The 24750-nt window shown below is 72.2% G+C and carries 21 protein-coding genes; 12 read left to right on the top strand and 9 right to left on the bottom strand.

Going from position 1 to position 24750, the window contains the following annotated elements; translation table 11 throughout:
* Window positions 1–7: 7 nt before the first annotated feature.
* Genes glgX through treY form a run of 4 tightly spaced genes read left to right on the top strand, consistent with a single transcriptional unit; the run spans window position 8 to window position 8791 of the window.
* The gene (gene glgX, locus NGJ44_RS18930) at window positions 8–2119 is read left to right on the top strand and encodes a glycogen debranching protein GlgX (protein WP_251865073.1); all 2112 of its coding nucleotides are present in this window, start codon (window positions 8–10) and stop codon (window positions 2117–2119) included.
* Entirely contained in the window at window positions 2116–3924 is a 1809-nt protein-coding gene (gene treZ / locus NGJ44_RS18925; protein ID WP_251865071.1) for a malto-oligosyltrehalose trehalohydrolase, read from the top strand. Before glgX ends, treZ begins: the two co-directional genes overlap by 4 nt.
* Window positions 3921–6101, top strand: coding sequence for a 4-alpha-glucanotransferase (gene malQ / locus NGJ44_RS18920; protein WP_251865069.1), 2181 nt, complete (start codon window positions 3921–3923; stop codon window positions 6099–6101). The genes treZ and malQ overlap by 4 nt, the downstream gene beginning before the upstream one ends.
* The gene (treY, locus tag NGJ44_RS18915) at window positions 6098–8791 is read left to right on the top strand and encodes a malto-oligosyltrehalose synthase (RefSeq protein ID WP_251865067.1); all 2694 of its coding nucleotides are present in this window, start codon (window positions 6098–6100) and stop codon (window positions 8789–8791) included. Before malQ ends, treY begins: the two co-directional genes overlap by 4 nt.
* Before the next feature lie 28 nt (window positions 8792–8819).
* Here the strand turns inward: treY and NGJ44_RS18910 are convergent, their stop codons facing one another.
* Complete coding sequence (locus NGJ44_RS18910) at window positions 8820–9737, bottom strand: EAL domain-containing protein (protein WP_251865065.1); 918 nt, start codon at window positions 9735–9737, stop codon at window positions 8820–8822.
* A gap of 224 nt (window positions 9738–9961) precedes the next feature.
* Between NGJ44_RS18910 and NGJ44_RS18905 the strand changes: the two genes are divergently transcribed.
* Entirely contained in the window at window positions 9962–12139 is a 2178-nt protein-coding gene (locus NGJ44_RS18905) for an FUSC family protein (protein WP_251865063.1), read from the top strand.
* Window positions 12140–12312: 173 nt separating this feature from the next.
* Window positions 12313–13176 (top strand): universal stress protein, encoded by an 864-nt coding sequence (locus NGJ44_RS18900; RefSeq protein ID WP_235490498.1) that lies wholly within the window; start codon window positions 12313–12315, stop codon window positions 13174–13176.
* Window positions 13177–13215: 39 nt separating this feature from the next.
* On the opposite strand, the gene NGJ44_RS18895 is transcribed toward NGJ44_RS18900, so the two are convergent.
* The 5 genes from NGJ44_RS18895 to NGJ44_RS18875 all read right to left on the bottom strand — a co-directional run bounded on the left by NGJ44_RS18895 (window position 13216) and on the right by NGJ44_RS18875 (window position 15639).
* Entirely contained in the window at window positions 13216–14169 is a 954-nt protein-coding gene (locus tag NGJ44_RS18895; protein ID WP_251865061.1) for a 2-hydroxyacid dehydrogenase, read from the bottom strand.
* 109 nt (window positions 14170–14278) lie between these two features.
* Window positions 14279–14431 (bottom strand): DUF3309 family protein, encoded by a 153-nt coding sequence (locus NGJ44_RS18890; RefSeq protein WP_082308452.1) that lies wholly within the window; start codon window positions 14429–14431, stop codon window positions 14279–14281.
* Window positions 14432–14516: 85 nt separating this feature from the next.
* Complete coding sequence (locus NGJ44_RS18885; protein ID WP_200908055.1) at window positions 14517–14681, bottom strand: hypothetical protein; 165 nt, start codon at window positions 14679–14681, stop codon at window positions 14517–14519.
* 45 nt (window positions 14682–14726) lie between these two features.
* Complete coding sequence (locus tag NGJ44_RS18880; protein WP_053245853.1) at window positions 14727–15275, bottom strand: type 1 glutamine amidotransferase domain-containing protein; 549 nt, start codon at window positions 15273–15275, stop codon at window positions 14727–14729.
* Between the two features lie 127 nt (window positions 15276–15402).
* Window positions 15403–15639, bottom strand: a complete 237-nt coding sequence (locus NGJ44_RS18875) for a hypothetical protein (RefSeq protein ID WP_053245852.1) — start codon at window positions 15637–15639, stop codon at window positions 15403–15405.
* Here NGJ44_RS18875 and NGJ44_RS23205 point away from each other — a divergent pair.
* The 4 genes from NGJ44_RS23205 (at window position 15638) to ligD (ending at window position 20137) form a co-directional block, all read left to right on the top strand.
* Window positions 15638–16120 (top strand): four-helix bundle copper-binding protein, encoded by a 483-nt coding sequence (locus NGJ44_RS23205; RefSeq protein WP_502802148.1) that lies wholly within the window; start codon window positions 15638–15640, stop codon window positions 16118–16120. The genes NGJ44_RS18875 and NGJ44_RS23205 overlap by 2 nt on opposite strands.
* 60 nt (window positions 16121–16180) lie before the next feature.
* Entirely contained in the window at window positions 16181–16522 is a 342-nt protein-coding gene (locus tag NGJ44_RS18865) for an ElaB/YgaM/YqjD family protein (protein WP_251865059.1), read from the top strand.
* Between the two features lie 143 nt (window positions 16523–16665).
* Entirely contained in the window at window positions 16666–17592 is a 927-nt protein-coding gene (gene ku, locus NGJ44_RS18860) for a non-homologous end joining protein Ku (RefSeq protein ID WP_251865057.1), read from the top strand.
* 10 nt (window positions 17593–17602) lie between these two features.
* On the top strand, window positions 17603–20137 hold the full coding sequence (gene ligD, locus NGJ44_RS18855; RefSeq protein WP_251865055.1) for a DNA ligase D: 2535 nt from the start codon (window positions 17603–17605) through the stop codon (window positions 20135–20137).
* Between the two features lie 225 nt (window positions 20138–20362).
* Here ligD and NGJ44_RS18850 read toward each other — a convergent pair whose 3' ends face one another.
* Window positions 20363–20950 (bottom strand): hypothetical protein, encoded by a 588-nt coding sequence (locus NGJ44_RS18850; RefSeq protein ID WP_251865053.1) that lies wholly within the window; start codon window positions 20948–20950, stop codon window positions 20363–20365.
* A 255-nt stretch (window positions 20951–21205) separates the two neighbouring features.
* Here NGJ44_RS18850 and NGJ44_RS18845 point away from each other — a divergent pair, with 255 nt between their 5' ends.
* Window positions 21206–21451: a hypothetical protein gene (locus tag NGJ44_RS18845; protein WP_251865052.1), complete on the top strand. Its 246-nt coding sequence runs from the start codon at window positions 21206–21208 to the stop codon at window positions 21449–21451.
* A gap of 108 nt (window positions 21452–21559) precedes the next feature.
* On the opposite strand, the gene NGJ44_RS18840 is transcribed toward NGJ44_RS18845, so the two are convergent.
* Together NGJ44_RS18840 and NGJ44_RS18835 are read right to left on the bottom strand one after the other, a co-directional pair.
* Window positions 21560–21805, bottom strand: a complete 246-nt coding sequence (locus NGJ44_RS18840) for a hypothetical protein (protein ID WP_251865049.1) — start codon at window positions 21803–21805, stop codon at window positions 21560–21562.
* 250 nt (window positions 21806–22055) lie between these two features.
* Entirely contained in the window at window positions 22056–23423 is a 1368-nt protein-coding gene (locus NGJ44_RS18835) for a sigma-54-dependent transcriptional regulator (protein ID WP_053246639.1), read from the bottom strand.
* Between the two features lie 337 nt (window positions 23424–23760).
* On the opposite strand from NGJ44_RS18835, the gene NGJ44_RS18830 reads away from it, so the two are divergent.
* Window positions 23761–24684, top strand: a complete 924-nt coding sequence (locus NGJ44_RS18830; RefSeq protein WP_502802149.1) for a sigma-54 interaction domain-containing protein — start codon at window positions 23761–23763, stop codon at window positions 24682–24684.
* Window positions 24685–24750: the final 66 nt, after the last annotated feature.

The raw sequence follows: 24750 nt of genomic DNA, 5'->3' as shown, positions 1-24750 counted from the left end.
AATTCCCATGGATCCCACCCAACTGCACCGCATCCAGGGCGGCAAGCCCTACCCCCTCGGCGCTTCCAGCGACGGCCTGGGCGTGAACTTCGCCGTGTTCTCGGCCCACGCCACGCGCATCGAGCTGTGCCTGTTCGACCCCAAGGCGCGCAAGGAGCTGCGCCGCTTCACGCTGCCGGAATGCACCGACGAGATCTGGCACGGCTACCTGCCCGACGCGCAGCCCGGGCTGATCTACGGCTACCGGGCGCACGGCCCCTACGACCCGCGCAACGGCCACCGCTTCAATCCGCACAAGCTGCTGCTGGACCCCTACGCCAAGCAGCTCACCGGGCCGCTGCACTGGAGCGACGCGCTGTTCGGCTACCGCATCAACCACGCCCGGGCCGACCTCAGCCTGGACCGCCGCGACAGCGCGCCCTGCATGCCCAAGGCCGTGGTCACCGAGGAAGCGCCCTTCAACTGGGGCGACAGCATGGCGCCCCGCACGCCCTGGACCGACACCACCCTCTACGAAATGCACGTGCGCGGCGTGTCCATGCAGCGCGAGGACCTGCGCCAGCCGCTGCGCGGCACCTGCGCCGCCCTGGCCGATCCGCGCTTCATCGAGCACCTGCAGCGCCTGGGCGTGAGCGCCGTGGAGCTCATGCCGGTGCACGCGTTCCTGCAGGACCGCTTCCTGCTCGAACGGGGCCTGCGCAACTACTGGGGCTACAGCACGCTCTCCTTCTTCGCGCCCGAGCCCGCCTACGTCGGCCAGGGGCCCAACGAGTTGCGCCGCGCCATACGGCGGCTGCACGCCGCCGGCATCGAGGTGATCCTGGACGTGGTCTACAACCACACCTGCGAAGGCAACGAACTGGGGCCGACGCTCTCCTGGCGCGGTCTGGACAACGCCAGCTACTACCGGCTGGTGCCGGGCGACGAGCGCTACTACATCAACGACACCGGCTGCGGCAATACGGTCAATGTCTCGCACCCGCGCGTGCTGCAGATGGTGACCGACTCGCTGCGCTACTGGGCCGCCTCCTATGGCGTGGACGGTTTCCGCTTCGACCTGGGCGCAACCCTGGGCCGCGAGGGCACGGGTTTCGACCCCGGCTCGGGCTTCTTCGACGCGGTGCTGCAGGATCCGATGCTGTCGCGGCTGAAGCTGATTTCCGAGCCCTGGGACGTGGGCCCCGACGGCTACCAGCTCGGCCATCATCCGCCCGGGTTCGCCGAATGGAACGACAAGTTCCGCGACGCCACGCGCCGCTACTGGCGCGGCGACGAAGGCATGCGGGGCGAGATGGCGGCGCGCCTGTGCGGCTCGCGCGATTTCTTCGATCACCGCCACCGCCGCCCCTGGGCCGCGGTGAACTACGTGGCCTCGCATGACGGCTTCACGCTGGCCGACATCGTGAGCTACGACGGCAGCCACAACGAAGCCAACGGCGAGAACGGCCAGGACGGCCATGGCGAAAACTACAGCCACAACTGGGGCGAGGAAGGCCCCACCGACGATCCCGACATCCTGCAGACCCGCGTGCTGCTGCAGCGCGCCATGCTCGCCACGGTGTACCTCTCGGATGGCACGCCCATGCTGCTGGCGGGCGACGAATTCGGCAACAGCCAGGAAGGCAACAACAACGCCTACTGCCAGGACGCCCCGCTTTCCTGGCTCGACTGGACGCAGGCGCAAAGCGACGCGGGACGCGAGCTGTCGCGCTTCGTCGCCCGCCTCATCGCCCTGCGGCGCGCCCACCCCAGCCTGCGCGCCGCCCGCTACGGCAACGCCGCCGAGGAGCTCAGTCCGGGCGTGCCCGCCATGTCTTGGTTCGACACCGAAGGCCAGGCGCTGGACGAAGCCGCCTGGCAGAATCCCGAGGAGCGCACCCTGGCCCTGCGCCGCGCGGCGCGGCGCGAAGACAGCAGCGTGGACATCACACTGCTGCTGCTCAATCCCGGCCACGAGGCCGCGACCTTTCTGCTGCCGCAGCCCGCCGAGCACTGGATACGCGAACTGGACAGCGGCACCCTCGCGCCGGCCGCGCCCCTGTCCGACGCACGGGTTCCGGTGGGCCCCCGCAGCGTGGTGCTGCTGTCGGCGGCCAAGGTGCAGGGAGCGGCGCCATGAGCATGCGTTCCGCCGGCGCGGCGGCTCCGCCCGCCTATTCGTATGCCCATGGCGCGCTGCCGCTGGGCGGCGGGACGACGCGGTTCCGCCTGTGGGCGCCCACCGCCCCGCCGGGCCTGGCCCTGGAGATCGAAGGCCGTCCGCCCATCGCGCTGCGCCGCGACGCCCAAGGCTACGTGCAGGCCGACGTGCGATGCGGGCCGGGCACGCGTTACCGCTACCGCCTGGACGCCGCCACGCTGGCGCCGGACCCTGCCTCGCGCCTGCAGGACGGCGACGTGCACGGCGCCAGCGTGGTGGTCGACCCCGCCGGCTACCGCTGGCGGCATCCGTCCTGGACCGGCCGGCCCTGGGAAGAAACGGTGATCTACGAAGTGCACCCGGGTCTGGCCGGCGGTTTCACGGGCGTGCAAGCGCGCCTGCCCGAGCTGGCGCAGCTAGGCATCACCATGGTGGAACTCATGCCTATCGCCGATTTCCCCGGCCCGCGCAACTGGGGCTACGACGGCGTGCTGCCCTATGCGCCCGACGCGGCCTACGGCACGCCGGACGAACTCAAGCGGCTGGTGGACGCCGCGCATGGACTGGGTCTGGGCATGATGCTGGACGTGGTCTACAACCATTTCGGACCCGATGGCAACTATCTTTCCGCCTACGCCGCGCCGTTCTTCCGCCACGACGTGCCCACGCCCTGGGGCGACGCGATCGACTTCCGCCAGCCTGCCGTCAGTCTTTTCTTCAAGGAAAATGCGCTGTACTGGCTGGACGAATTCCGCTTCGACGGCCTGCGCCTGGATGCCGTGCACGCCATCGCCGGCCACGAATGGCTGCACGAGCTGGCGCAGTTCCTGCGCGAGCGCCTGCCGCCCTCGCGCCGCACGCATCTCGTGCTGGAAAACGACGACAACCGCGCCTCGCTGCTGCGGCGCGACTACCGCGCGCAATGGAACGACGACGCCCACCACGTGCTGCACCATCTGCTCACCGGCGAAAGCCGAGGCTACTACGCCGATTACAGCGCCGAACCGGCGCAGGCGCTGGCGCGCTGCCTGGCCGAAGGCTGGCTCTACCAGGGACAGCCCTCGGCCTACCGCGGCGGCCAGCCGCGCGGCGAGCCTAGCGGCGGTCTGCCGCCCACGGCCTTCGTGCTCTTTCTGCAGAACCACGATCAGACCGGCAACCGCGCCCGTGGCGAGCGGCTGACGGCGCTGGCCGCCAGCCCCGAACGTCTGCGCGCGGCGGTGGCGCTGCAATTGCTGTCGCCGCAGATTCCCCTCGTCTTCATGGGCGAGGAGAACGGTTCGCGCGCGCCCTTCCTGTATTTCACCAGCCACCCCGATCCCGCCCTGGCCGACGCGGTGCGGGAGGGACGGCGGCGCGAATTCGCGCGCTTTCCCGAGTTCGCCGCGCCGGGCGCGGCCGCCGCGCTGCCGGACCCGAATGCGCCGGCCACCTATGAGGCCAGCAATCCCTGGACGCCCGAGCCCGACCAGCAGATCTGGCGGGCCTATTACCAGTCGCTGCTGCGGCTGCGGGCGGCGCGCGTGGTGCCGCGCCTGGCGGGCGCCTCCAGCCTGGGCGCGCAGGCGCTGGGCCGGCACGCCGTGCGGGCCCGCTGGCGGCTGGGCGATGGCGCCGTGCTCACCCTCTACGCCAATCTGGGCGGACAAGCGCAGGAGGCGCCCCGGCCCGAGTCCGGCGACGCCCTGCTCTTCGAGTCGCTGGCCGGCGTTCGCGATGCCCTGGCCACGGGCAGCCTGCCGGGCGACAGCGCCGTCTGGCTGCTGCGGGAGCCCGAGGCATGAGCGCCCGCGGTCCCGAAGACGCCCGCGCCGAAGTCCAGGCGCTGTCGGCGCTGGCGGCGCAGGCCGGCATCGCCGAGCACTGGACCGACGCGCGCCGGCAGCCGCGCCGGGTGGCGCCCGATACCCTGCGCGCCATCCTGGCCGCGCTGGAACTGCCGGCGGGTTCCCCGAGGCAGATCCGCGACAGCCGCCGCCGGCTGGCCGCCGAAGACGCGCGCTCGCTGCCGCCGCTGCTGGTCGCGCGCGCGGGCGGCATGGTGGAAGTGCCCGGACCGGCGGGCCGCTACCGCATCCGCTGCGAATCGGGGCGCGCCGAGGAAGGCACGCTGCGGCCGGACGAAGCGCTGCGCGTTCCGGACGAACCGGGCTACCACGCCCTGTCCACGCCCGCGGGCGAAACGACGCTGGCCGTGGCGCCGCCCCGCGCGCCCGCGCTGGACATGCTCGCGGGCGCGGCCGCGCGCTGCTGGGGCCTGAGCGCGCAGGTCTACAGCCTGCGCCACGCGCCGCCCGGCGACCCCGGCGGCACGCAAGGCTACGGTCATTTCGGCGCGCTGCGCGCCCTGGCCGAGGCCGCGGCGGCGCAGGGCGCCGACGTGCTCGCCATCAGCCCGGTGCATGCGATGTTCGCCGCCGAACCCGGGCGCGACAGCCCGTATTCGCCGTCGAGCCGTCTGTTCCTCAATACCCTGTACGCCGAACCCGGCTGCGTGCTGGGCGGATCCGCCCTGCGCGCGGCCATGGCCGGCCTGCCCGACGGCGCACTGTCCTCGCTGCGGGCGCTGGAAGCCGGCGAGCTGATCGACTGGGAAACCGCGGGCCGCTGGCGGCAGCAGTTGCTGCGCGCGCTCCACCGGCGTTTCGTGGACGCCGCGCCTGCCGTCTTGCGCCAGCGGTACCGGCGCTACCGCGAGGCCCAGGGCCGCCCTCTGCGCGATCACGCGGTATTCGAGGCCCTGCATGCCGCGCAGCGCGATGGCGGTGGCAGCCCTCTGCCCTGGACGCAATGGCCGCAGGCGCTGCGCGACCCCGGTTCCGCCGCCGTGGGCGAATACGCGGCCGCGCACGCGCGCGAGGTCGACTTCCACGAATTCACGCAGTGGCTGGCAGCCGACAGCCTGGAGCGCGCGCAGCGGGCCGCGCGCGGCGCGGGCATGCGCATCGGGCTGCTGGCCGACCTGGCCGTGGGCGACAGCCCCGACGGCAGCATGGCCTGGGGCCGGCAGGCCGAGCTGCTGCGCGGCCTGTCCATCGGCGCGCCGCCCGACCTGCACAACACGCTGGGCCAGAACTGGGGCCTGACAGCGTTCTCGCCGCGCGCCCTGCGCCTGGGCGGCTATGCGGCGTTTCTCGCCATGCTGCGCGCCAGCCTCGCGCATGCGGGCGGCGTGCGCATCGACCACATCCTGGGCATGGCGCGGCTGTGGCTGATTCCCGAGGGCGCGGCGGCCCGCGAGGGCGCCTACCTGCGCCTGCCCCTGGACACCCTGCTCAACCTGGTCGCGCTGGAAGCGTGGCGGCGCCGCGCCATTGCCATCGGCGAAAACCTGGGCACGGTGCCGGAAGGGTTCGACGAGCGCCTGGCCGACCACGGACTGCTGGGCATGGACGTGCTGTGGTTCATGCGCGGTCCGCCCTCCGCGCCCGGCGCGCCCGCGCCGTTTCTGCCGCCGCCGCGCTGGCCGGCCGGCGCGGCGGCCATGAGCACCACGCACGACCTGCCCACGCTGCGCGGCTGGTGGGCCGGGCGCGACATCGACTGGCGCGCCCGGCTCGGCTTGCTGGGCGAATCGGACGATGAAACGGCGCTGCGCGCCGAACGGGCGCAGGACCGCGCCCTGCTGTGGCGGGCCGCCGCAGCCGGCGCGGCGGGCGGGCCGCCCGAGGCCGTGCCCGACGACACGTTGCTGCGCTATGTTTCCGCCAGCCCCTGCCCGCTGGTGCTGCTGCCCATGGAAGACCTGGCGGGCATGCTGGAGCAGCCCAACCTGCCCGGCACGGTTGCGCGGCATCCCAACTGGCGCCGCCGGCTGCCGCAGCAAGCATGCGAGTGTTTCGCCAGCCCGGACAATCTCAGGCGCCTCGACGCGGTCCGCCAGGGCCGCGACGCCAGGCCGCCCCCCCGGCCCGCCGCCGGGGCAGACACCGCCGTGCGCGGCAGGAGGCCGCCTCCATGAGCCTGCCGGACCCGTCCGCATACGCCGGCCGCAGCGCGAGTCCGCCCCGCGCCACCGTCCGCCTCCAGTTGCATGCCGGCTACACCCTGCGCGATGCCTGCCGGCAGGTGGACTACTACGCGCGGCTGGGGGCAAGCCATCTGTACCTGTCGCCGATCACCCAGGCGCGGCCGGGGTCCGCCCATGGCTACGACGTCTGCGACCATGGCCGCGTCAGCGATGACCTGGGCGGCGAAGCCGCGCTGCTCGAGCTGGCCGACGCCGCCCACGCCCGGGGCCTGGGGCTGATCGCCGACATCGTTCCCAACCACATGGCCGCGCATGTCGACAACCCCTGGTGGCGCGCCGTGCTGGAGGAAGGCCGCGCCAGCGCCTACGCCGGCCACTTCGACATAGATTGGGATGCGCCCGATCCCGCGCTGGCGGGCAAGGTGCTGCTGCCCGTGCTGGGCGAGCCCTACGGCGAGGCGCTGGAAGCCGGCGCCATCCGCCTGCGGCGCGTGGACGGCCGCTACGCCGTGGAAACCGCGGGCCAGCTACTGCCGCTGGCGGCGCGCTCGCTGGACCAGGACGCGGCTGCCGACGACGTACTGCGGCGCCACGACCCGGCCCGGGCCGACGGACGCCGGGCGCTGCATGCCGTGCTGGAGCGCCAGCACTACCGCCTCGCCTGGTGGCGCACGGCGGCCGACCAGATCAACTGGCGACGCTTTTTCGAGATCAGCGAGCTGGCGGGCGTGCGGGTGGAGGATCCCGCGGTGTTCCGCGACGTGCATGCGCTGGTGCTGCGCCTGTATGCGCAAAGCGTCCTGGACGGCGTGCGGGTCGATCACGTCGACGGGCTCGCCTCGCCGCAGCAATACCTGGACCGGCTGCGCCGCGCCCTGGCCGCAGCCGGCGCGGCGCGGCCCGCCGGCTGCGGCCAGCCCTATATCGTGGTCGAGAAAATCCTCGCGCCGGGCGAGACGCTGGACCCGCGCTGGGAGGCCGACGGCACCACGGGCTACGACTTCCTCGACCAGGTCGGCGCCCTGCTGCACGATCCCGCCGCCCTCCCGGTGCTGGAAGCATGCTGGCGCGCCCTGGGCGGCGACGCCCGTCCCGCCTCCCTGCAACTGGAGGACGCGCGGCGGCGCATGCTGGAGCGGCATTTCGTCGCCGAACGCCTCGCGCTGGCGCGCGCGCTGGCCGCCGCCGCGGGCCAGGACACGCGCACCCGCGACTGGACCGCGCCCGCCATCGGCCGCGTGCTCGAAGCCGTGCTGACGGCTTTTCCCGTCTATCGCAGCTACGCGGAAAACGGCGGACGCAGCCCGGCCGACCTGGCCTGTTGCCGCCAGGCATGGCGGCGCGCCGCGCAATTGCTGGCGCTGCGGCCCGGCATGGCCGATGCCCGCCTGCTGGGCGCGCTGGACGAATGGCTGGACGGCCGCGGCGCGCCGGACGAGGCCGCGGCGCGCGCCCGCGCGGCGGCGCTGCGTCGGTTTCAGCAACTGACCCCGCCGCTGGCCGCCAAGGCGCTGGAAGACACGCTTTTCTACCGGCACGGTCCGCTGCTCTCGCGCAACGAAGTGGGCGCGGCGCCCGGGCGTTTCGCGCTGGAGCCGGGCGAATTCGCGGCCCTGTGCCGGGAGCGCGGCCGCCGCCATCCCCGCGCCATGCTCGCCACCGCCACCCACGACCACAAGCGCGGCGAAGACGCCCGCGCCCGGCTGGCGGTGCTCAGCGAACGGCCGGCGCAATGGGCCGCGCAGGCGCGGGCCTGGGTCGGCGCGCTGGCGCACGGCCCGGCGCCGGCCGCGACCGATGTGTACATGCTGCTGCAGACCCTGGTGGGCGCCTGGCCGGCGGGCTGGACGGCCGCGCACCCGCGCGAGCGGCCCGGGGAAACGGCCGCATGGCTCAAGCGCATCGCGCAATGGCAGGTCAAGGCGCTGCGCGAGGCCAAGCTGCGCACCAGTTGGACCGATCCGGACGCCGGCTACGAGAAGGCCGCCGCCGACCTCGTGCAGAGCCTGCTCGGCGCCAATCTGCCCGTGCTCGAGGAAGTGGCCGGCTATGCCGCCGAACTCGAACCCGCCGGCTTCATCAACGGGCTGGCCCAGACGCTGCTGCGCAACACCCTGCCCGGCGTGCCGGATCTCTACCAGGGCGCCGAGCTCTGGGACTTCAGCATGGTCGACCCCGACAACCGCCGTCCGGTGGACTACGCCCTGCGCGCGCGCCTGCTGGACGCCGCGCTGGCGCGGCCCCATCCCGACACCTCGCCGGCGGCCTGGACCAGCGGCGCGGTCAAGCAGGCGCTGATCCAGCGGCTGCTGGCGGCGCGCCGGCGGGTGCCCGGGCTCTATGCCCACGGCGATTGCGAACGCCTGGAAACCGCCGGACCCCGGGCGGCCCACGTGTACGCCTGCGCGCGGCGCAGCGCGCACGGCACGGCGATCATGATCGCGCCGCGCCTTTGCGCCTGGGCGCTGCGCGGCTACGCGCGGGGCGATGCCGCGGGCGCCCGGGCATTCTGGGCCGGCACCCGCGTGCGCCTGGGCGCGGCGGCTTCCCGGACCGCGCTCTACGACGCCATCCAGGGCACGGGACTGGCCGGCAGCGCGGGCGCGGCCGAACTGGCGCTGGACGAGGTGCTCGCCGACTGGCCGGTGGCCCTGCTGCTTGCCATTCCGCCTGCAGCATAGCCGCGCCCGGCCCGCGGGCCTGCCGCTTTTACTCGGTGGCGCTACAGGTCCGGCGGCGCAAGACGGCCGCCTCGCCGTAAGCCTCCAGCCACGAGGACGCGTAATCGGCCGAAGCGCGCAGCGGCGTGCCGTTCCTCTGCTGTTCGCGCAGGCGCGCGATGAGCTCGTCCGCCGGCATGGGCCGGCCCAGCGCGTAGCCCTGGCCATAGCGGCACCCCGCCGCGCGCAGCACGGGAATGTCGCCCAGGTTCTCGACGCCTTCGGCGACCACGCGCCACCCCAGCCGCGCCGCGAGTTCCGACGCCGCGCGCAGCACTTCGAAGGTGGCCGCGCTGTGGCGCATGCGCGTGACGAAATACTGGTCGATCTTCACCTCGGCCAGCGGCAGCGCGCACAGCAGTTTCATCGACGCATAACCGGTGCCGAAGTCATCCAGGCTGGCCTCGCAGCCGGCCTGCGCCAGCTTCAGCAGGGACGCGCGCAGCACGTCCACGTCGCGCATGGGCTGGTCTTCGGTGAGTTCGACGCGCAGCATGGTCGGCGGCAGCTCGGCGCGCCGCACCTCGCCGAGCAGGAAATCCACGCAGCGCATGTCCGACAGCGTGGAGGCCGGCGCATTGATGGCCACCGGCACCGTGACGCCCGCGCGCCGCATGGCGGCCAGTACGTCCAGCACGCGCAGCGCCACCTTCTGGAAAAACGCGGCGTCCAGGCCCAGCCGGTTGATGGCGGGCACGAACTGCGCGGGCATCAGCATCCCCAGCCGGGGATGCTGCCACCGCGACAGCGCTTCCGCCGACGCGATCCGGCCGGTGAGCAAGTCCAACTGCGGCTGCACCAGCACGCGCAGGCCGTCGTTGCGCTGCCCGCCGTCGCCCAGCACCATGGCCGCGATCTCATGATCGCTGGCCGCCTGATCGGATCCAGCCGCTGCAGGGAGAGCCATGCACTGCTCCTCGTAGGCTGTTCGGGGAAGACGAAGGCGGGAGAGGCCCGCCTGTCTCACTCGTTTTTGTAGGCGATTTCCGGGCTTTATTCCAGCAAATCGGCGCGCCGCGCGGCGCCGGATGCCGATCAGTTGTAACCATGCGTACACGGAATGGCCGCCGCCGGCGCGGCGGTCTTGCGCACATGGTAGGGTTGGCGCTTTCCGCAGTCCCCGTTTGCTCGATGAGCCTGTTGTCTTCGTGGCGCGCGTCGGCGCGCAATATCCTGTGGCTGGACGCGCTGCAGGCGGCCGCCATCAGCGCCGCGCCGGTCGTGCTCGCCGTGCTGGCCGGCGAACCCCGGTTGGGATGGAGCGCCATCGCCGCGTTCTGGGCGTGTTTCGGCGATCCGGGCGGGCCGTTGCGCCAGCGCGCCGGCGCCATGCTGGCGCTGGGCCTGATCGGCGGACTCTATTGCCTGCTGGCCACGGCATCGTCGCCGCACCTCTGGCTGCTGCTGCCGCTCACCTTTCTGTGCTGCACCTTCGGCGGCCTGCTGCGGGTGCTGGGCCCGGCGGCGGCCATTATCGGCACCCTGCTCTCCGCGGGCTTCGTGGTCGCCGCCGAACTGCCGGCCCCCACCCTGGCCGATTGCCTCGGGTACACGCTGTTCTTCCTGGCCGGCGCGGTCTGGGCCATGCTGATGTCGGCCCTGGTCTGGCGCAGGCGGCCCTGGAAAGACGCCACGCGCAGCGTGGCGCATTGCTACCAGGGGCTGGCCGACTTCGCCGACGCGCTGGCGCGCATGTATTCCGGCCTGGTGCCTGATGCCGACCGTCCCCAGGCATGGAGCGCCGTCACCCGGCCGCAGCGCAGCGCCTTGCGCGCCCTGCTCGAAGCCGCGCGCGGCCGCATCGGCGAAGTGCAGGACGCCCGGCCCTCGCGCCGCGCCCGCGCGCAGCAGCTCTTCTTCCTGCTCGGCAACGCCGAAGACAGCTTCATCGCCCTCGTGGCCGCCGCCGACCTGCTCGAGTCGCACACCCCGCGCTGGCTGGGACGCAGCGCCGGCGCCCACCTCGCGCACGCGCTGCACCGTTACGCCAGCGTGGCCAACGCCATTGCCGGCGTGTCCGACGTGGCCGACCCCAGGCAGGCGCAGCGCCTGCGCGACCGGCTGGAGCATTGCCGCGCGGGCCTGCGCGAACTGCGCGGCGCCCCGGCCGCCTATGCGCCGGATCTGTCCGCCATCCTGCCCGTGCTCGACCGCCTGCTGCGCAACGCCGCATCGGTGGCGCAATCGCTGTTCGACCAGGGCGCGGCCGCGGCCGCGCCGTCGCTGCCGGCGCACGCGCGCGATCCGGCGCGCCGGGCATGGCGCGCCCTGCGCCAGAACATGCGGCGGGATTCCGACGCCTTCCGCCACGCGCTGCGCGTGGGCCTGGGCGCCACCATCGCCGTGGCGCTGTCGCGCACCTTCGCCGTCAACCACGGCTACTGGATGTCGCTCACCCTGGTGTTCATTCTGCAGCCGTATTTCGCCACCACGTGGCAGCGCACCCTGGAGCGCGTGGCGGGCAGCGTGGCCGGCGCGATCGGCGCCTCCCTGCTGGGTTTGCTGCTCGGCAGCCCGCTGTCCGTGGCGCTGGCGGTGCTGCCCATCGCCTTGGGCACCTTCGCCGCCCGCACCGTCCACTACGCGCTTTTCACCTTCTTTCTCACCTCCCAGTTCGTGCTGGTGAGCCACATCCAGCAGCCCGAGATCTATGAGCCCACCCTGGCCGCGCTGCGCGCCTTCAACAGCGTCCTGGGCGGGGTGCTGGCGCTGCTGGTCGGGTTCCTGGCCTGGCCCGAGAAAGCGCCGCGCCAGCTGGCGGGCGCGCTGGCCGACGCCTTGCAGCGGCACGCGGACTACGTGCGGGCGCTGGCCGACGCCAAGGCCGGCCCGGGCGCCGCCCCGCCTGACGCCGCGGGGTCCGACGCGGCCCGGCCTGGCGCGGCCCGGCCTGGCGCGGCCCGGCCTGACGCGGCCCGGCCACAGGTCGAGGCGCTGCGGCGGGCGGCCTGCCTGGCCGCCGACAACGCCGAGGCCGCCTTGCAGCGCCTGCAGCAGAATCCCGTGCACCGCGAGCGCAATGTGGAAACGGCGGTGGGCCTGCTCAATGCGATGCGCCGCGTGACCGCGGCCGGCACCGTGCTGGAACTGCAGCCCGGCCCGCCCGAGGGCTCGGAAGCGGCCGCTGCCCTGCGGGCATACGGCCAGATCCTGGCCGCGGCGCTCTCGGGACGCGAGGCCGGCCAGGCTCCGCGCCTGAGCCCGCCCCCGCCCCTCGCGGCGGATGCCGCCCTGTCCGGGCCGCTGGCGCGCATCGGCCAGCAGGCGCGCCAGATCCGGCAGTTGCGCGAACGCGCCCAGCGGGCGTGAGCCGGCGGGCCGCCCGGAGCGCACGGGCAGCCTCCCCGCGCCGCCGGACCGTCCCCAGGACAAATTGCCGGATTGCGCAACGCGCGGGCGGCCGGATGCGCCCGCCCGCCTCGGGCCGCCGCCGCTTGATCCAGGTCAAGAAGCCGGGCGCCGGTCTGTCCGACCATTTGGGCATGGACGCTGACAAGGAGGCCGCCATGTACCGCCGCATCGCTTTGCACCTGGACCAGGGTTACGATTGCCAACGCCGCACCACCGTCGCCCTGGCGCTGGCCCGGCGCCACAAGGCGGAGGTGCTCGGCATCTACGCCAGTTCCGCCCCGCCGCAGTATTACTACGGGGAATCCGTGCTGCTTTCCCGCGCGCTCGACGTCATGAAGCAGGTGCTGGCCGAAGACCGCGCCGCGGTGCAGAACGGCTTCCTGGCCTCCGCTTCGGCGGCCGACGTGGCGGCTTCGGTGCGCAGCGCCGAAAGCTCGCCCAGCGCGTGCATGGCGCTGTACGGCCGCACCGCCGACCTCATCGTGCTGAGCCAGGAAAACCCTCGCGACACCGACGCGGCCCATGAAATCGAATTCGTGGAACAGACGCTGCTGTCCGCCGGACGGCCGGTGCTCGTGGTGCCCTCCAGCGGCACGTTCACGGGCGTGGGCGAGCGCATCGTCTACTGCTGGGACCGCAGCCGAGAGGCGGCGCGCGCGCTGGCCGACGCCATGCCCCTGCTCAAGCACGCCGGCGAGATCGTGGTGCTCACCATGGACGAGGGCGAATCCACGACGACGCGCGAGCCCGCCATTCCCTTCGCCGAGCTAGCCACGTATTTCGAGCTGCATGGCGTTCCCGAGCCGCGGCACGTCAGGCGCGACATCCGCGGCGTGGGCGTCGGCGCCACTATCCTCAACACGGCCGCCGACCACAGCGCCGACCTCATCGTGATGGGCGCCTACGGCCACAGCAAGCTGCGCGAATGGGCCATGGGCGGCGCCACCGCCTCGGTGCTCAAGAGCATGACGGTGCCGGTGCTGTTCTCGCACTGAGGGCGGCAGGCTCCCTGCCCGCCAGCGCGGCGGACGCTGCTATCCGCGGTGTCCCGCATCGGGCACGGGGGTGAGCACGGGGCGGCCCGCGAAGTGGGCGGCGGCGTTCTGCAGGAAGAGACTGACGGTGTTCTCCACCGCCTCGGGCGAACGGCCGGCGCTGTGCGGCGTGAGCACCACGTTGTCCAGGCGCTTGAGCGCCTCGGGCACGTCGGGCTCGCCCTCCACGACGTCCAGGCCCGCGCCGGCGATGCGGCCTTGCTCCAGGGCGGCGATGAGCGCCTGCGTATCCACCACGCTGCCGCGCGCCACATTCACCAGGTAGCCTTGCGGCCCCAGCGCGTCGAGCACCGTCTCGTCGACCAGGTGGTGCGTGGCGGCCCCGCCCGGCGCGGCCACCACCAGGAAATCCGAGTCTCGGGCCAGCGCGCGCACGTCCGCGTAATGCGCATAGCCGCTTTCCGGCCGGGGACGGCGCGTGCAATAGCCCACCCGCATGCCGAAACCCAGCGCCCCGCGCCGGGCGATTTCCCGGCCGATGTGCCCCAGCCCGATCAGCCCCAGGCGCTTGCCCGCGACCTGCGGCCCCATGAAGCCGCTCCAGCCGCCCCGCCGCACGGCGGCGTCCGCCTGCGGCAGGCGGCGCGCCGCGCCCAATAGCAGGGCCATGGCGTGATCGGCCACGGACACCGCATTGGTGCCGGGCCCGTGCGTGACGACGATCCCGCGCCGGCGGGCCGCGTCCAGGTCGATGTTTTCATAGCCCACGCCCAGCGAACACACGATTTCGAGGCGGGGCATGGCCTGCATTTCGTCGCCGCGCAGGCCCGTGGCGCCCCGCGTGAGCACGATGCGGATGTCCTGCCCGCGCTCGGCGATGGTCCGGGCGCGCGCCTCGGCCGTGGGCGCCCAGACGGGGGCGAAACCGGATTGTTCGAAGCGCGGCAGGTAGTCTTTGACGCTCTCGATGAGGATCAGCAGGGGAATGCGCATACAACGCGGCACGGCGTGCCCGGGGGAGTCGGAAACCCCGCGATGTTACGCCGGCCCCGCGCCCTCCGCCAGGCGGCGCGCCGCGCGGTGGAGGACGCGCGAAAAGGCGCTATAGCCGTCCCATGAGCAGCAGCACGATCAGCACGATGACCACGATGCCCAGCAGCCCGCTCGGGTAATACCCCCAGTTGCGGCTGTACGGCCAGGCCGGCACCGCCCCGATGAGCAGCAGGATGAGAATAATCAGCAGTATGGTCGACATGGCGACTCCTTTTCTTCTTGGTGGAAATGGCGGCGCGCCCTGTGGCGGCGCGCCCTATGGCGGCGCGCCCCCTGGCGGCGACCCTTCAATGCGGCGCGGGCGCGGTCTTCTGCTTGTCCGGCGCCTCGCTCGGAGGCAGGTCCACGTCGGGCTCGTCGGTATCGGGGTCGACCGGCAAGTCTCCGGGCGGCGACCCCGGCGGGATCGGCTCGGGCTTGGGCGGGACGTGCATGCGATGGAACGCGGGCATGGCGGGTACCTCCTTTGCGTTGATGCGGCAGCCGGCGGCGCGGCTTCAGCGCCGGGCCAGCGCGAATACGCGCAGCATTTCACGGTTGAATGCCGGCAGGTCGCCGGGCCTGCGGCTGCTGACCCAGCGCCCGTCCACCACCACTTCCTCGTCCACCCAGTGGGCGCCGGCGTTCTTCAGGTCGTCGGCCAGAGACGGCCAGCTCGTCATCCTGCGGCCCTTGACCAGGCCGGCGGAGATGAGCAGCCAGCCGCCATGGCAGATGACGGCGATGGGCTTGCCGGCCTCGTGCATGGCGCGCACGAATTCCCGGGCCTTGGCGTGCATACGGATCTCGTCGGCGTTGATGACGCCGCCGGGCAGCAGCACCGCGTCGAAATGCTCCGGATCGGCCTCGGCGAAGATCAGTTCGGCCTCGACGCTGTCTGCCTTTTCGTGGTGATTCATGCCCTGCACCGGCTCGCGCCGTGCGGAAACGACCACCGTGCGCGCGCCCTGCGCCTGCAGCGCATCGCGCGGGCTGGTCAGCTCGATCTGCTCAAAGCCGTCCACCACGAGAATGGCGATGTTGGCGTCCTGCAATTCCTTGTCCATGCGTGGCTCCCATGTGCCCGGATACCGATTGCCGGTTGAGGCCACGCCCGCAGCAATTGGCGTGCCCGGGACGCCCGGCTGCCCCGTTGCGCCCGCCGTTGCGGAAGGCGGGGAGCGCCCCGGGGTTTCAGAGCAGGGACGAGCGCGCGTTCCTGGCGCGGGGCTGCGGGGCGCTGCCGTCGGCCCAGTTGGATTCGGTCTGCTCGTCCACGCGCACGCGCGCGTCGCGCGCCGCTTCGTCGGGCGTGTTCTTGTCGGGCACGGGCGGCAGATTGGGGACTTCCACGGGCGAATCGGGCGGCAGCACCTTGGCCTGCAGCGACACCCGCGCTGCGCGGCCGGCGGATTTCTCTCCGGATTTCATGCCTGGCTCCTGCGGTGGCGATGTCTCCATGCTACTGCGGGCAGGCGCCGGAGGGGGGCCGGCGAAATTGCAAGCGGATGTGGCCGGTCGGCGGGCGCGCCGTTTGCTGGGGCGCTTGCCCTGCGGCAAGCCTGGAATACAAGGAGATGCAATGCAAAGCCCACAATTCCGCAAATCTGTGCAAGCCTGTGAGGAATGCGCCGCCGCCTGCGACCACTGCGCTGCGATGTGTCTTGCCGACAACCCGCAGTCCATGCAATCCTGCATCCGGTTCGACCTGGAATGCGCGGCCGTGTGCCGCACCGCGGCGCGGCTCGTCGCCCGCGGCGGAATGTTTTCCATTGCCGCATGCAGATTGTGCGCGTTGGCGTGCGACGCCTGCGCCCGCGAGTGCGCCTCGTTCGCGGCGCAGCACTGCCAGTCCTGCGCCAACGCCTGCCTGGCATGCGCCCAGGCGTGCCGCCACATGGACCCCGCCTAGCGCGGCGCCGACCGGGCCGGCCCGCGCGCCGCTTTGTCTGCCCGACCACAGGAGCATCCGATGGCCTCTACCCATAATCCCGCGCCCTCCGATTTTCCCGAGAACGGACCGGACGACGGCGTCGCGCGCCGGCGCGCCCGCAGTCCGGAAAGCTGGATCGACGATCTGGAGGAGACGCTGCGCGACCCTGCCAACGCGGACATCGACGCGCTCAAGGCCCGCCTGTCCGACCAGCTCCAGGCCACCCGCCAGAGCCTGCGCGCGGCGTCGGAAACCGCCAACGACCTGGTCAGGGAAACGCTGGACTGCACCGAGGAATATATCCAGGCCCGCCCCTGGCAGGCCGTGGGGCTGGTGGCGGGCGCCGCCTTTCTGTTCGGCGTGCTGGTGGGCCGCCAGTAAGCCCGCGGCGGCGGGCGCGCAGGCGGAAAACCGCGGCAGCCGCCGCGTCCGGAGCCCCGGGCACGGCGGTTGCTGACGCATGCGTGCCGCGCGGCCCGCCCCCGCGGGGGCGGGCCGCGCGTTCTCCCTTTCAGGAGCCGGACATGCCCAGAACTATCTGGAAAGGCGCCATCGCCTTCGGCCTGGTGCACATACCTATCGTGGTGTACGCCGCTACCCGGCCGCACCGCCTCGATTTCGACTGGATAGACCGGCGCGACGACTCCCCCGTCGGCTACCAGCGCATCAACAAGCGCACGGGCAAGTCCATCGCGGCCGAAGACATCGTCAAGGGCTACGAGTACGAGAAAGGCGAGTACGTCTATCTCAGCGACGAGGATTTCCGGCGCGCCAACGTCGCCGCCACGCAGACCGTGGACGTGCAGGGATTCGTGGACGCCGCCGAGATCCCCATCTTCTACTACGACACGCCCTACTACCTTGCGCCCGACCGGCGCGGCGCCAAGGGCTATGCGCTGCTGCGCGACGTGCTGCGCAAGAGCGGCAGGCTCGGCCTGGCCCGCGTGGTGCTGCACACCCGCGAGCACCTGTGCGCGCTGCTGCCCCAGGCGGAGGCGCTCATGCTCATCACCCTGCGCTATGCCGACGAGATCCTGCCCGCCGGCGAACTGGAGCTGCCCGCGCCGCGCCCGGCCGACGCGCCTACGCCGCGCGAGAAGGAAATGGCGCTGCGGCTGGTGCAGGACATGGCCATGGAATGGGATCCGGACGCCTTCCGCGACGAATACCGCGAAGACCTGCTCGACGCCATCGACCGGAAGATCAAGGCGGGCAAGACCCACGTGCTCACCGAAGCCGGCGAGGCCCCCGCGCGCCGGTCGGCCAAGGTGATCGACCTCATGGCCATGCTGAAGCAGAGCATAGAAAGCCGCGGCGGCAAGCCGTCCGCCGCGCGCAAGAAGGCGGCCTCCGCCGCTTCCGCGGGCGCCGGGGCCGCCAAGGCCGCCGCCAAGGCCGGCGCGCGCAAGACCGGCGCCCGCAGCGCGCCCTCGCGGCGCAAAGCGGCCTGAGGAGTCCCCATTGGACCAGCCCCTGAGCGAATACCGCAAGAAGCGCGATTTCCGCGCCACCAGCGAGCCCCCCGGCCGCGCAGCCCGCCAGGCGCGGGGCCGCGCACTGTCGTACGTCATACAGCGGCACCAGGCCAGCCACCTGCATTACGACTTCCGGCTGGAGCTGGACGGCGTGCTGGTGAGCTGGGCCGTGCCCAAGGGGCCGAGCCGCGACCCCGGCGTCAAGCGGCTGGCCGTGAGGGTGGAAGACCATCCGCTGGAGTACGGCAAGTTCGAGGGCGACATCCCCGAAGGCCATTACGGCGCCGGCCACGTCGACATCTGGGACAGCGGCACCTGGATACCGGAGGGCGACCCCGGGCGCGGGCTGGCCCGAGGCCATCTGCATTTCACGCTGCGGGGCGGCGCCATGCGGGGCGAATGGGTGCTGCTGCGCCTGGGCCGCAACGGCAAGCAATGGCTGCTGCGCAAGCTGGACGACCGCTACGCCGTCCCCGGCGACGATGCCGAAGATCCGGCAGGCGCGGCCGGCGGGACGCCTCGCCGGCGGCAAGACGACGACCCTCAAGATAACGGCCCGCTAGACGGCGCCGCCCGCCGGCGCAAGGCCGCCGCCGGGGCGGCGCGGGCCGGACGCAAGGCCGCCATGCCCGCGTCCATCGAGCCTCAGCTCGCCACCCTGGTCGACCGCCCGCCCGACGGCCCGGGCTGGTCCTATGAAGTGAAATACGACGGCTACCGGGTGCTCTGCCGCATCGGCAAGGGCAGGCGCGGCGTGGACTTCCGCAGCCGAAACGGCGGCGACTGGACGGCACGCATGCGGCCGCTGGCCGACGCCCTGGCCCGGCTGGACCTGGGCGCGGGCTGGATAGACGGCGAAGTCGTCAGCCTGGACGAGCGCGGGCTGTCCGATTTCCAGCGGCTGCAGAACGCGCTGGACGGCGAACAGCAAGGGCTGGTCTTCGTCGCCTTCGACCTGCCCTACTGGAACGGGCGCGACCTGCGCGCGCTGCCGCTGTCCGAACGCCAGGCGCGCCTGCAGGCGCTGCTTGCGGATCTGCCCGCCGACGCCCCGCTGCGCATGACGCAGCGCCTCGAAGTGAACGACGGAAAGCAGGGACGCGCCGCCTGGGGAGAAGCCTGCCGGCTCGGACTGGAGGGCCTGATCTGCAAGCGGCTGGACGCGCCCTACTCGGCCGGGCGCGGCAAGGACTGGCTCAAGCTCAAATGCCGCCCGCGCCAGGAGTTCGTGATCGGCGGGTATACCGCGCCGTCCGGGTCGCGCCGCCATTTCGGCGCGCTGCTGGTGGGGCTGCGCAAAGGCGGCGCGCTGCAGTATGCCGGCCGGGTCGGCACCGGCTACACCGCCGAGGTCCTGGCATCGCTGCACCGCAGGCTGCGGGCCCTGCACACCGGCCGCAGTCCCTTCTCGGCGCCCCTGCCCGGTTCCGGCCGCTACGGCAGCGGCCGCCCAGGCAGCGTGCAATGGGTGCGGCCGGAACTGGTTGCCGAAGTGAACTACGCCGGCATTACCGACGACGGCCTGCTGCGCCAGGCCTCGTTCGCGGGCCTGCGCGAAGACAAGCCTGCCTCGCAGGTAAGCGGCGAAACCCCGGCCGACCCGCCCGCCGCCGACCCGTCCCGCGGGGCAGCGCCGGACGGGGTGCGCGTCACCCATCCCGACCGCATCGTGCTGCGCAAGCCCGACACTCGCAAGCTCGACCTCGTGCAGTACTACGAGTCGGCCGCCGGGCTGATGATGCCGCATCTGCGAGGACGCCGTGTCGCGCTGCTGCGCTGCCCCGAAGGCGTGGACGGCGAGTGCTTTTTCCAGAAGCACATCAGCGGCGCCCTGCCTCCCGGCCTGGAACGGCAAGGCCAGGACCTCGTCATCCGCGAGCCGCGCGGCCTGCTCGAACTGGCGCAGATCGGGGTCATCGAGTTCCACACCTGGGGGTCGCGCGACCCTCGCGGCGACAATCCGGACCGCATCACCATCGACCTCGACCCCGGCGAAGGCGTGGACTGGCGCGCCGTGGCCGAGGGAGCCAGGCTCGTCCAGGGGCTGATGCGCGAAGTGGGGCTGGCGCCCTTTCTCAAGACCACGGGCGGCAAGGGGCTGCACCTGGTGGCCCCGCTGCGTCCCACCCAGGACTGGGACACGGTGAAAGACTTCAGCCACGCCCTGGCCAGCGAGCTGGAACGGGTGATTCCCGAAAGATTCATCGCCAGTATGTCCAAAGCGCGGCGGCGCGGACGGATATTCGTGGACTATCTGCGCAACGGCAACGGCGCGACGGCCATCGCCGCCTATTCCGCGCGCGCCCGCGACGGCGCGCCGGTATCCATGCCGCTACCGTGGGAGGCCCTGGACGAGGCGCGGGATCTGCGTGGCGACGCCTGCAACATCCGCAATGCGCTGGCGCTGGCGCGCGAGTACGGCGACGCCTGGAAAGACTACGAGGCGTCGCGCCGCACCCTGGGGCCGCGCATGCTGAAAAAGCTCGGCATGTGGGGGAACGACGCACCCGGATCGCATTAGCGGCCGGCGACACGGCGGGCGGCTCGCCGGCCGCGCCGCCGGGCAGGATTTGCCGCGGCGTCGCCGGCGCCTGCCGCAATGCCCGCGCCTTCTTTTAGCTGATCGGCCAGCATGGGCAGCGCGCCGCCGGCAGCGCAGCCCAGAGCAGCACGGCCAGCGCGGCCGCGCTGGCGCGCCGCCACCCCGGCGCGGCGGATAGCCTGGCGGACGTGGCCACGGCTCGCCTCATTGTTGCGCGGTCGTCGATGTGGGCTCCGCCTGCTGCGGCGGCTTGAGCGGGTCGAAGTCCTCCCAGCGCCCCTGCGCCCAGCGGCCCCGGGCGCGCTCGATGTCGTGGCCGCCGCCCTCGCGCAGCACGCGCCGGGCCAGCCCTTCCTGGGCCGGGGTCACATGCAGCGCCAGCATCACGCCGGCCTGCCGCAGGGGCGGATGCGGTAGCGGCTGTCCCGCCGCGGGCCGCCGCACCCGTCCTGTGATCCACAGCGCGCCCGCCAGCGCGCCCAGATAGGCGCCCACGCCGGCCGCGATGATGACGAGCAGCGTCGAGCCCGCCATGCGCGAGGCCAGCGCGCCGCCGATCACCGCAAACACCAGCCCCAGCGCCGCCGCGCCGGCCACCGCGCCGAAATGCGCGCCACGCGCGTCCGGATCGGCGGCGCGGTCGCCGCCGATGGGGTAGCGGGCATGCTCGCCCGCCGTGTTGATGTAGAAGGTATGGATGGCGTCCTCCGGAAAGCCTTCGGCATGCAGGCGCGCGGCAACCGCGCTGGCCTGGTCGAAAGTTTCCAGGCGCGCCGCAACAATCAGGGACATGGCGGCCTCCTCGCGGAATGAATGCTCCCCGGGACAGCAACTTCCATGCCCGGACGCCGCCGGCGTCGGCCGGCACGGCGCTTGCTGCACCGCCGATTGCTGGCCTGCCGCTTTCCGGCATGCCTCATGCGCGCGGCGGAGGCCGGCACCGCGACGCCCCGCGCCGATCTGCACCGCGCCGGTCTGCACCTCGCCGGGATGCCCCGCGCCGGCCTTGGCGCGCACCGACGGCAACGCCTGCCATGGGAGACAGCCATGCCCCGCAAACCCTTGCCCCTGCCCGACACCGATGACAGCGGCCGGCCCGATCTCGGGCCGAGCGATTCCTCCGACTCCGCCAGCGACCTGCCGCCCGGCATGGCCGGCACCGACAGCGACGCGCAGTCCACCGGGGAACGCGAAAGCGTGGATCCGGACGACGACACGCGGGACGGCCTGGACATCGCGCCCGACCGCGTCGCCGACGCGGACGAGGCCGGCGTCTCGCGCCGCCGGCGCTGACCCGCAGCGGACGCGCCCGCGCCCTGCGCAAGGCGCGCCCTTGCACAGGCGCGTCCGGGCGGGTTGCGTCAGCCTCGGGAGGCGGTTTTTCGGCGCACGTGCGGGCCGTCAGGCATCGCCCGGCTGCTTGCCGGGATACGGCCCGCCTTCCTCGTATTCCGGTCCCTTGCGGTGCGGCGTCTTGTCGGCCTCGCGCCGCACGGGCGGCGGCGCTTTGCCGAAGCCCGGCTTGTCCGCGCCGAATTGCCCGCTCCGCCGGGCGGCCTCGCCCTCTTCGCGCGGCCGGTTGGCCTTGGGCGCGTCGCGCTCCGGCCCCGGCGTTCCGGCGGCGGGAGGTTGCTTGTGCTGGCTCATGAGGATTCTCCTTGCAGGGTCGGTCCGGTCGCGGACCGTGCGTCCGTGGATCGCGCGGCGCAAGCCGCGTGCCCGCGCCGGGCATGGCAATTGCTGCCCAGGGCTGCGCCGCGCAACGCGGCCGGAGACGAGAAAGACGCTGGCGCCAGGAACGCCGGCAGCAAGGTCCGGAGAGAGAAAAATGCGATGCGCTTTCGCGGGGGATCCGAAATGCCCGCAGCGCCGGTCCGGGCGCGGGCGGGCCGCGGAGTCAGCCCTTGGCCTCGCCGTCGTCGCCGGGGACGTGATAGCCCGCCGCGGCGTACTCTTCGAGGCGGTTGTAGAGCGTCTTGGGGCTGATGCCCAGCACGGCGGCGGTCTGTTTCTTCACGCCCTTGCACCGTTCCAGGGTGGCGAGAATCAGCCTGCGGTCGGCGTCGGCCAGGGTTTCGCCCACCGGCACCGTCACGTGCTCCACGGCCGGCTCGCCGCCCGGGGACACCTGGGGCGCCAGCATGTCCACGTCGAGCTCGTCGCCCTCGGCCATGATGAAGGCGCGCCGCACGAAGTTCTTGAGCTCGCGCACGTTGCCCGGCCATTCGTACTGGCGCAGCACTTCCAGCGCATGCGCGGAGAACGCTTTGTTGCGCCCCGTCTCGCGGTTCTGCGCTTCGAGGAAACGCTCGGCCAGGTAGACGATGTCCTCGCCGCGTTCGCGCAGCGGCGGCAGTTCCAGCGGAAACACGCTCAGGCGGTAATACAGGTCTTCGCGCAGCTTGCCTTCCTGCACCGCCTGCTCGGGGTTGCGGTTGGTGGCGGCCACGATGCGGATGTCGCAGGAAATCTCGCGATTGGTGCCCACGCGCATGAACTGGCCGGTTTCCAGCACGCGCAGCAGCTTCACCTGCAGGTCCGGCGGCATCTCCGTGACTTCGTCGAGGAACAGCGTGCCGCCGTCGGCCCGCTCGAAATATCCCTTGTGCTGGCGGTCGGCGCCCGTGAAGCTGCCGCGCTCGTGGCCGAACATCTCGCTTTCGATGAGATTGGGCGATATCGCGCCGCAGTTGACCGCGACGAACGGGCGTTGGCGCCGCCCGCTCAGTTCGTGGATGGCATGCGCGGCCAGCTCCTTGCCCGTGCCGCTCTCGCCGATCAGCAGCGTGGTGACGTCGGTGGGCGCCACCCGGGCGATCTGCCGGTACAGCTCGCGCATGGGCGGCGAAGCGCCGTACATCTTGCCGAAGCGACCTTCTTCCTCGAAAGGCGTGCCGGGCGGCACCTCGCCCGAGTTGGCCAGGATGCGCGAAAGGATGAGATTGAGCCGGTCCATGCTGATCGGCTTGACCAGGTAGTCGGTGGCGCCCAGCCGCAGCGCCTGCACGGCATTGTCCACGGTCCCGTGGCCGGTCATGACCACGACCTCGGCGCTGGCGACGGCCACGTTCTTGAAAATGTCCATGCCGCTGCCTTCCGGCAGGCGCACGTCGGTGAGCACGAGATCCGGCGCCTGGCGGTCGAGCTGGATCATGGCGTCCTTGATGGAAGCGGCCACCGCCACCGAAAAACCGCTGTCCCGGCCGATCTCGGCCAAGGTCTCCCTGATGGCTTCGTCATCGTCCACGATAAGCAGGTGAGGCATAGCGACTCCGCTCGACATGCGAAAGGGTTGGGCGCGCCCGGGCCTCCGGCCGGCCGCGTTCAACGTTCTGCCCGAGGCGGGAACCCTGCCCCGCCCAGGAATCGGACAAGCTCCGATCGGCACAATACCGACTCTAGCGCCGGCCGGCGCGCCGATTTGCCACATTGCAATAACGTTTTCGATTCCTTGCATCTGGTCGCAGATACCCCTGCGCCGCGTCTCTAACATTAAACGAATATCGAGGAAATCTCCCATGCCAAACCGCACCATGGCGCAGCGTGGGGACACGCTTGCCTGCACCGAAGGCATTCTGGAGACGGCGGGCATGTCCCCCGTCATGCGCAAACTGGCCAGCCAGATCCAGCTCGCAGCCGCCACCGACGCCAGCGTTTTCGTGGTGGGCGAAAGCGGCGCCGGCAAAGAGCTGGTGGCCCGCGCCATCCACGCGGCGAGCGACCGCAAAGACCAGCCCTTCGTGGCGGTGAACTGCGGCGCCATCAGCGGCTCGCTCGCGCATGCCGAACTGTTCGGACACGAGAAAGGCAGCTTCACGGGCGCCGTGACGCAAAGCGCCGGCTATTTCGAATCGGCCAGCGGTGGCACCCTCTTCCTGGACGAGGTCACGGAAATGCCGCCCGACATGCAGGTGCATTTCCTGCGCGTGCTCGAAACCGGCACCTACCAGCGCGTGGGCGGCTCCGACCTGCTGCGGGCCAACGCGCGCATCATCTGTGCGAGCAACCGCGACCCCGCCGCCTCGGTGGCCGACGGCAGGCTGCGGCAGGACTTCCTGCACCGCCTGCTGGTGATCCCCCTGCGCGTGCCGCCCCTGCGCGAGCGCGAGGCAGACGCGGTGATCCTGGCCCAGCGCTTTCTCGACGCCCTGAACGAACGCCACCAGACCCGCAAGGTGTTTTCGCGCCGCATGCTGGACGCGATGGCGCGCTATGACTGGCCCGGCAACGTGCGCGAACTGCGCAACGCCGTGCAGCGCGCCTACATCCTGGCCGACGCGGAACTCAACCTGGAACTGGCCGCGCGCCCGCGCGCCGCCCGCCAGGCGGAAGTGCGCGACGGCCAGCTCAGCCTGCCGCTGGGCACGCCGCTGGGAGACGCGCAGCGCGAATTCATCCTGGCCACGCTGGCCCACTATGCCGGCGACAAGCGCCTGGCGGCCGAATCGCTGGGCGTAAGCCTGAAAACGCTCTACAACCGTCTGGACGTCTACGAAAAAGGCGACCCGGGCGCGCCGCGCGGCTGAGCCCCGCCTGGGCAATTCTTACCGGCTGCTTGTAAACACCGCCACGGACGGCCGGCGGGCATGGAT

It is taken from the genome of Achromobacter sp. Marseille-Q4962 (assembly GCF_943737005.1).
Taxonomy (GTDB): domain Bacteria; phylum Pseudomonadota; class Gammaproteobacteria; order Burkholderiales; family Burkholderiaceae_B; genus Achromobacter.
The sequence above is the reverse complement of the archived record's forward strand: the minus strand, read 5'-3'. Positions and strand labels throughout refer to the sequence as shown.

Excerpts from the sequence above, each read along its gene's own strand:
- malQ (WP_251865069.1), top strand. The coding sequence starts at position 3,921 with ATGAGCGCCCGCGGTCCCGAAGACGCCCGCGCCGAAGTCCAGGCGCTG.
- NGJ44_RS18910 (WP_251865065.1), bottom strand. The coding sequence starts at position 9,737 with ATGGCTCTCCCTGCAGCGGCTGGATCCGATCAGGCGGCCAGCGATCAT.
- NGJ44_RS18850 (WP_251865053.1), bottom strand. The coding sequence starts at position 20,950 with ATGTCCCTGATTGTTGCGGCGCGCCTGGAAACTTTCGACCAGGCCAGC.
- NGJ44_RS18905 (WP_251865063.1), top strand. The coding sequence starts at position 9,962 with ATGAGCCTGTTGTCTTCGTGGCGCGCGTCGGCGCGCAATATCCTGTGG.
- NGJ44_RS18835 (WP_053246639.1), bottom strand. The coding sequence starts at position 23,423 with ATGCCTCACCTGCTTATCGTGGACGATGACGAAGCCATCAGGGAGACC.
- NGJ44_RS18840 (WP_251865049.1), bottom strand. The coding sequence starts at position 21,805 with ATGAGCCAGCACAAGCAACCTCCCGCCGCCGGAACGCCGGGGCCGGAG.
- ku (WP_251865057.1), top strand. The coding sequence starts at position 16,666 with ATGCCCAGAACTATCTGGAAAGGCGCCATCGCCTTCGGCCTGGTGCAC.
- NGJ44_RS18865 (WP_251865059.1), top strand. The coding sequence starts at position 16,181 with ATGGCCTCTACCCATAATCCCGCGCCCTCCGATTTTCCCGAGAACGGA.
- NGJ44_RS18875 (WP_053245852.1), bottom strand. The coding sequence starts at position 15,639 with ATGAAATCCGGAGAGAAATCCGCCGGCCGCGCAGCGCGGGTGTCGCTG.
- NGJ44_RS18885 (WP_200908055.1), bottom strand. The coding sequence starts at position 14,681 with ATGCCCGCGTTCCATCGCATGCACGTCCCGCCCAAGCCCGAGCCGATC.
- NGJ44_RS18830 (WP_502802149.1), top strand. The coding sequence starts at position 23,761 with ATGCGCAAACTGGCCAGCCAGATCCAGCTCGCAGCCGCCACCGACGCC.
- NGJ44_RS18900 (WP_235490498.1), top strand. The coding sequence starts at position 12,313 with ATGGACGCTGACAAGGAGGCCGCCATGTACCGCCGCATCGCTTTGCAC.
- NGJ44_RS18880 (WP_053245853.1), bottom strand. The coding sequence starts at position 15,275 with ATGGACAAGGAATTGCAGGACGCCAACATCGCCATTCTCGTGGTGGAC.
- treZ (WP_251865071.1), top strand. The coding sequence starts at position 2,116 with ATGAGCATGCGTTCCGCCGGCGCGGCGGCTCCGCCCGCCTATTCGTAT.
- NGJ44_RS18845 (WP_251865052.1), top strand. The coding sequence starts at position 21,206 with ATGCCCCGCAAACCCTTGCCCCTGCCCGACACCGATGACAGCGGCCGG.
- glgX (WP_251865073.1), top strand. The coding sequence starts at position 8 with ATGGATCCCACCCAACTGCACCGCATCCAGGGCGGCAAGCCCTACCCC.
- NGJ44_RS18890 (WP_082308452.1), bottom strand. The coding sequence starts at position 14,431 with ATGTCGACCATACTGCTGATTATTCTCATCCTGCTGCTCATCGGGGCG.
- NGJ44_RS23205 (WP_502802148.1), top strand. The coding sequence starts at position 15,638 with ATGCCTGGCTCCTGCGGTGGCGATGTCTCCATGCTACTGCGGGCAGGC.
- NGJ44_RS18895 (WP_251865061.1), bottom strand. The coding sequence starts at position 14,169 with ATGCGCATTCCCCTGCTGATCCTCATCGAGAGCGTCAAAGACTACCTG.
- treY (WP_251865067.1), top strand. The coding sequence starts at position 6,098 with ATGAGCCTGCCGGACCCGTCCGCATACGCCGGCCGCAGCGCGAGTCCG.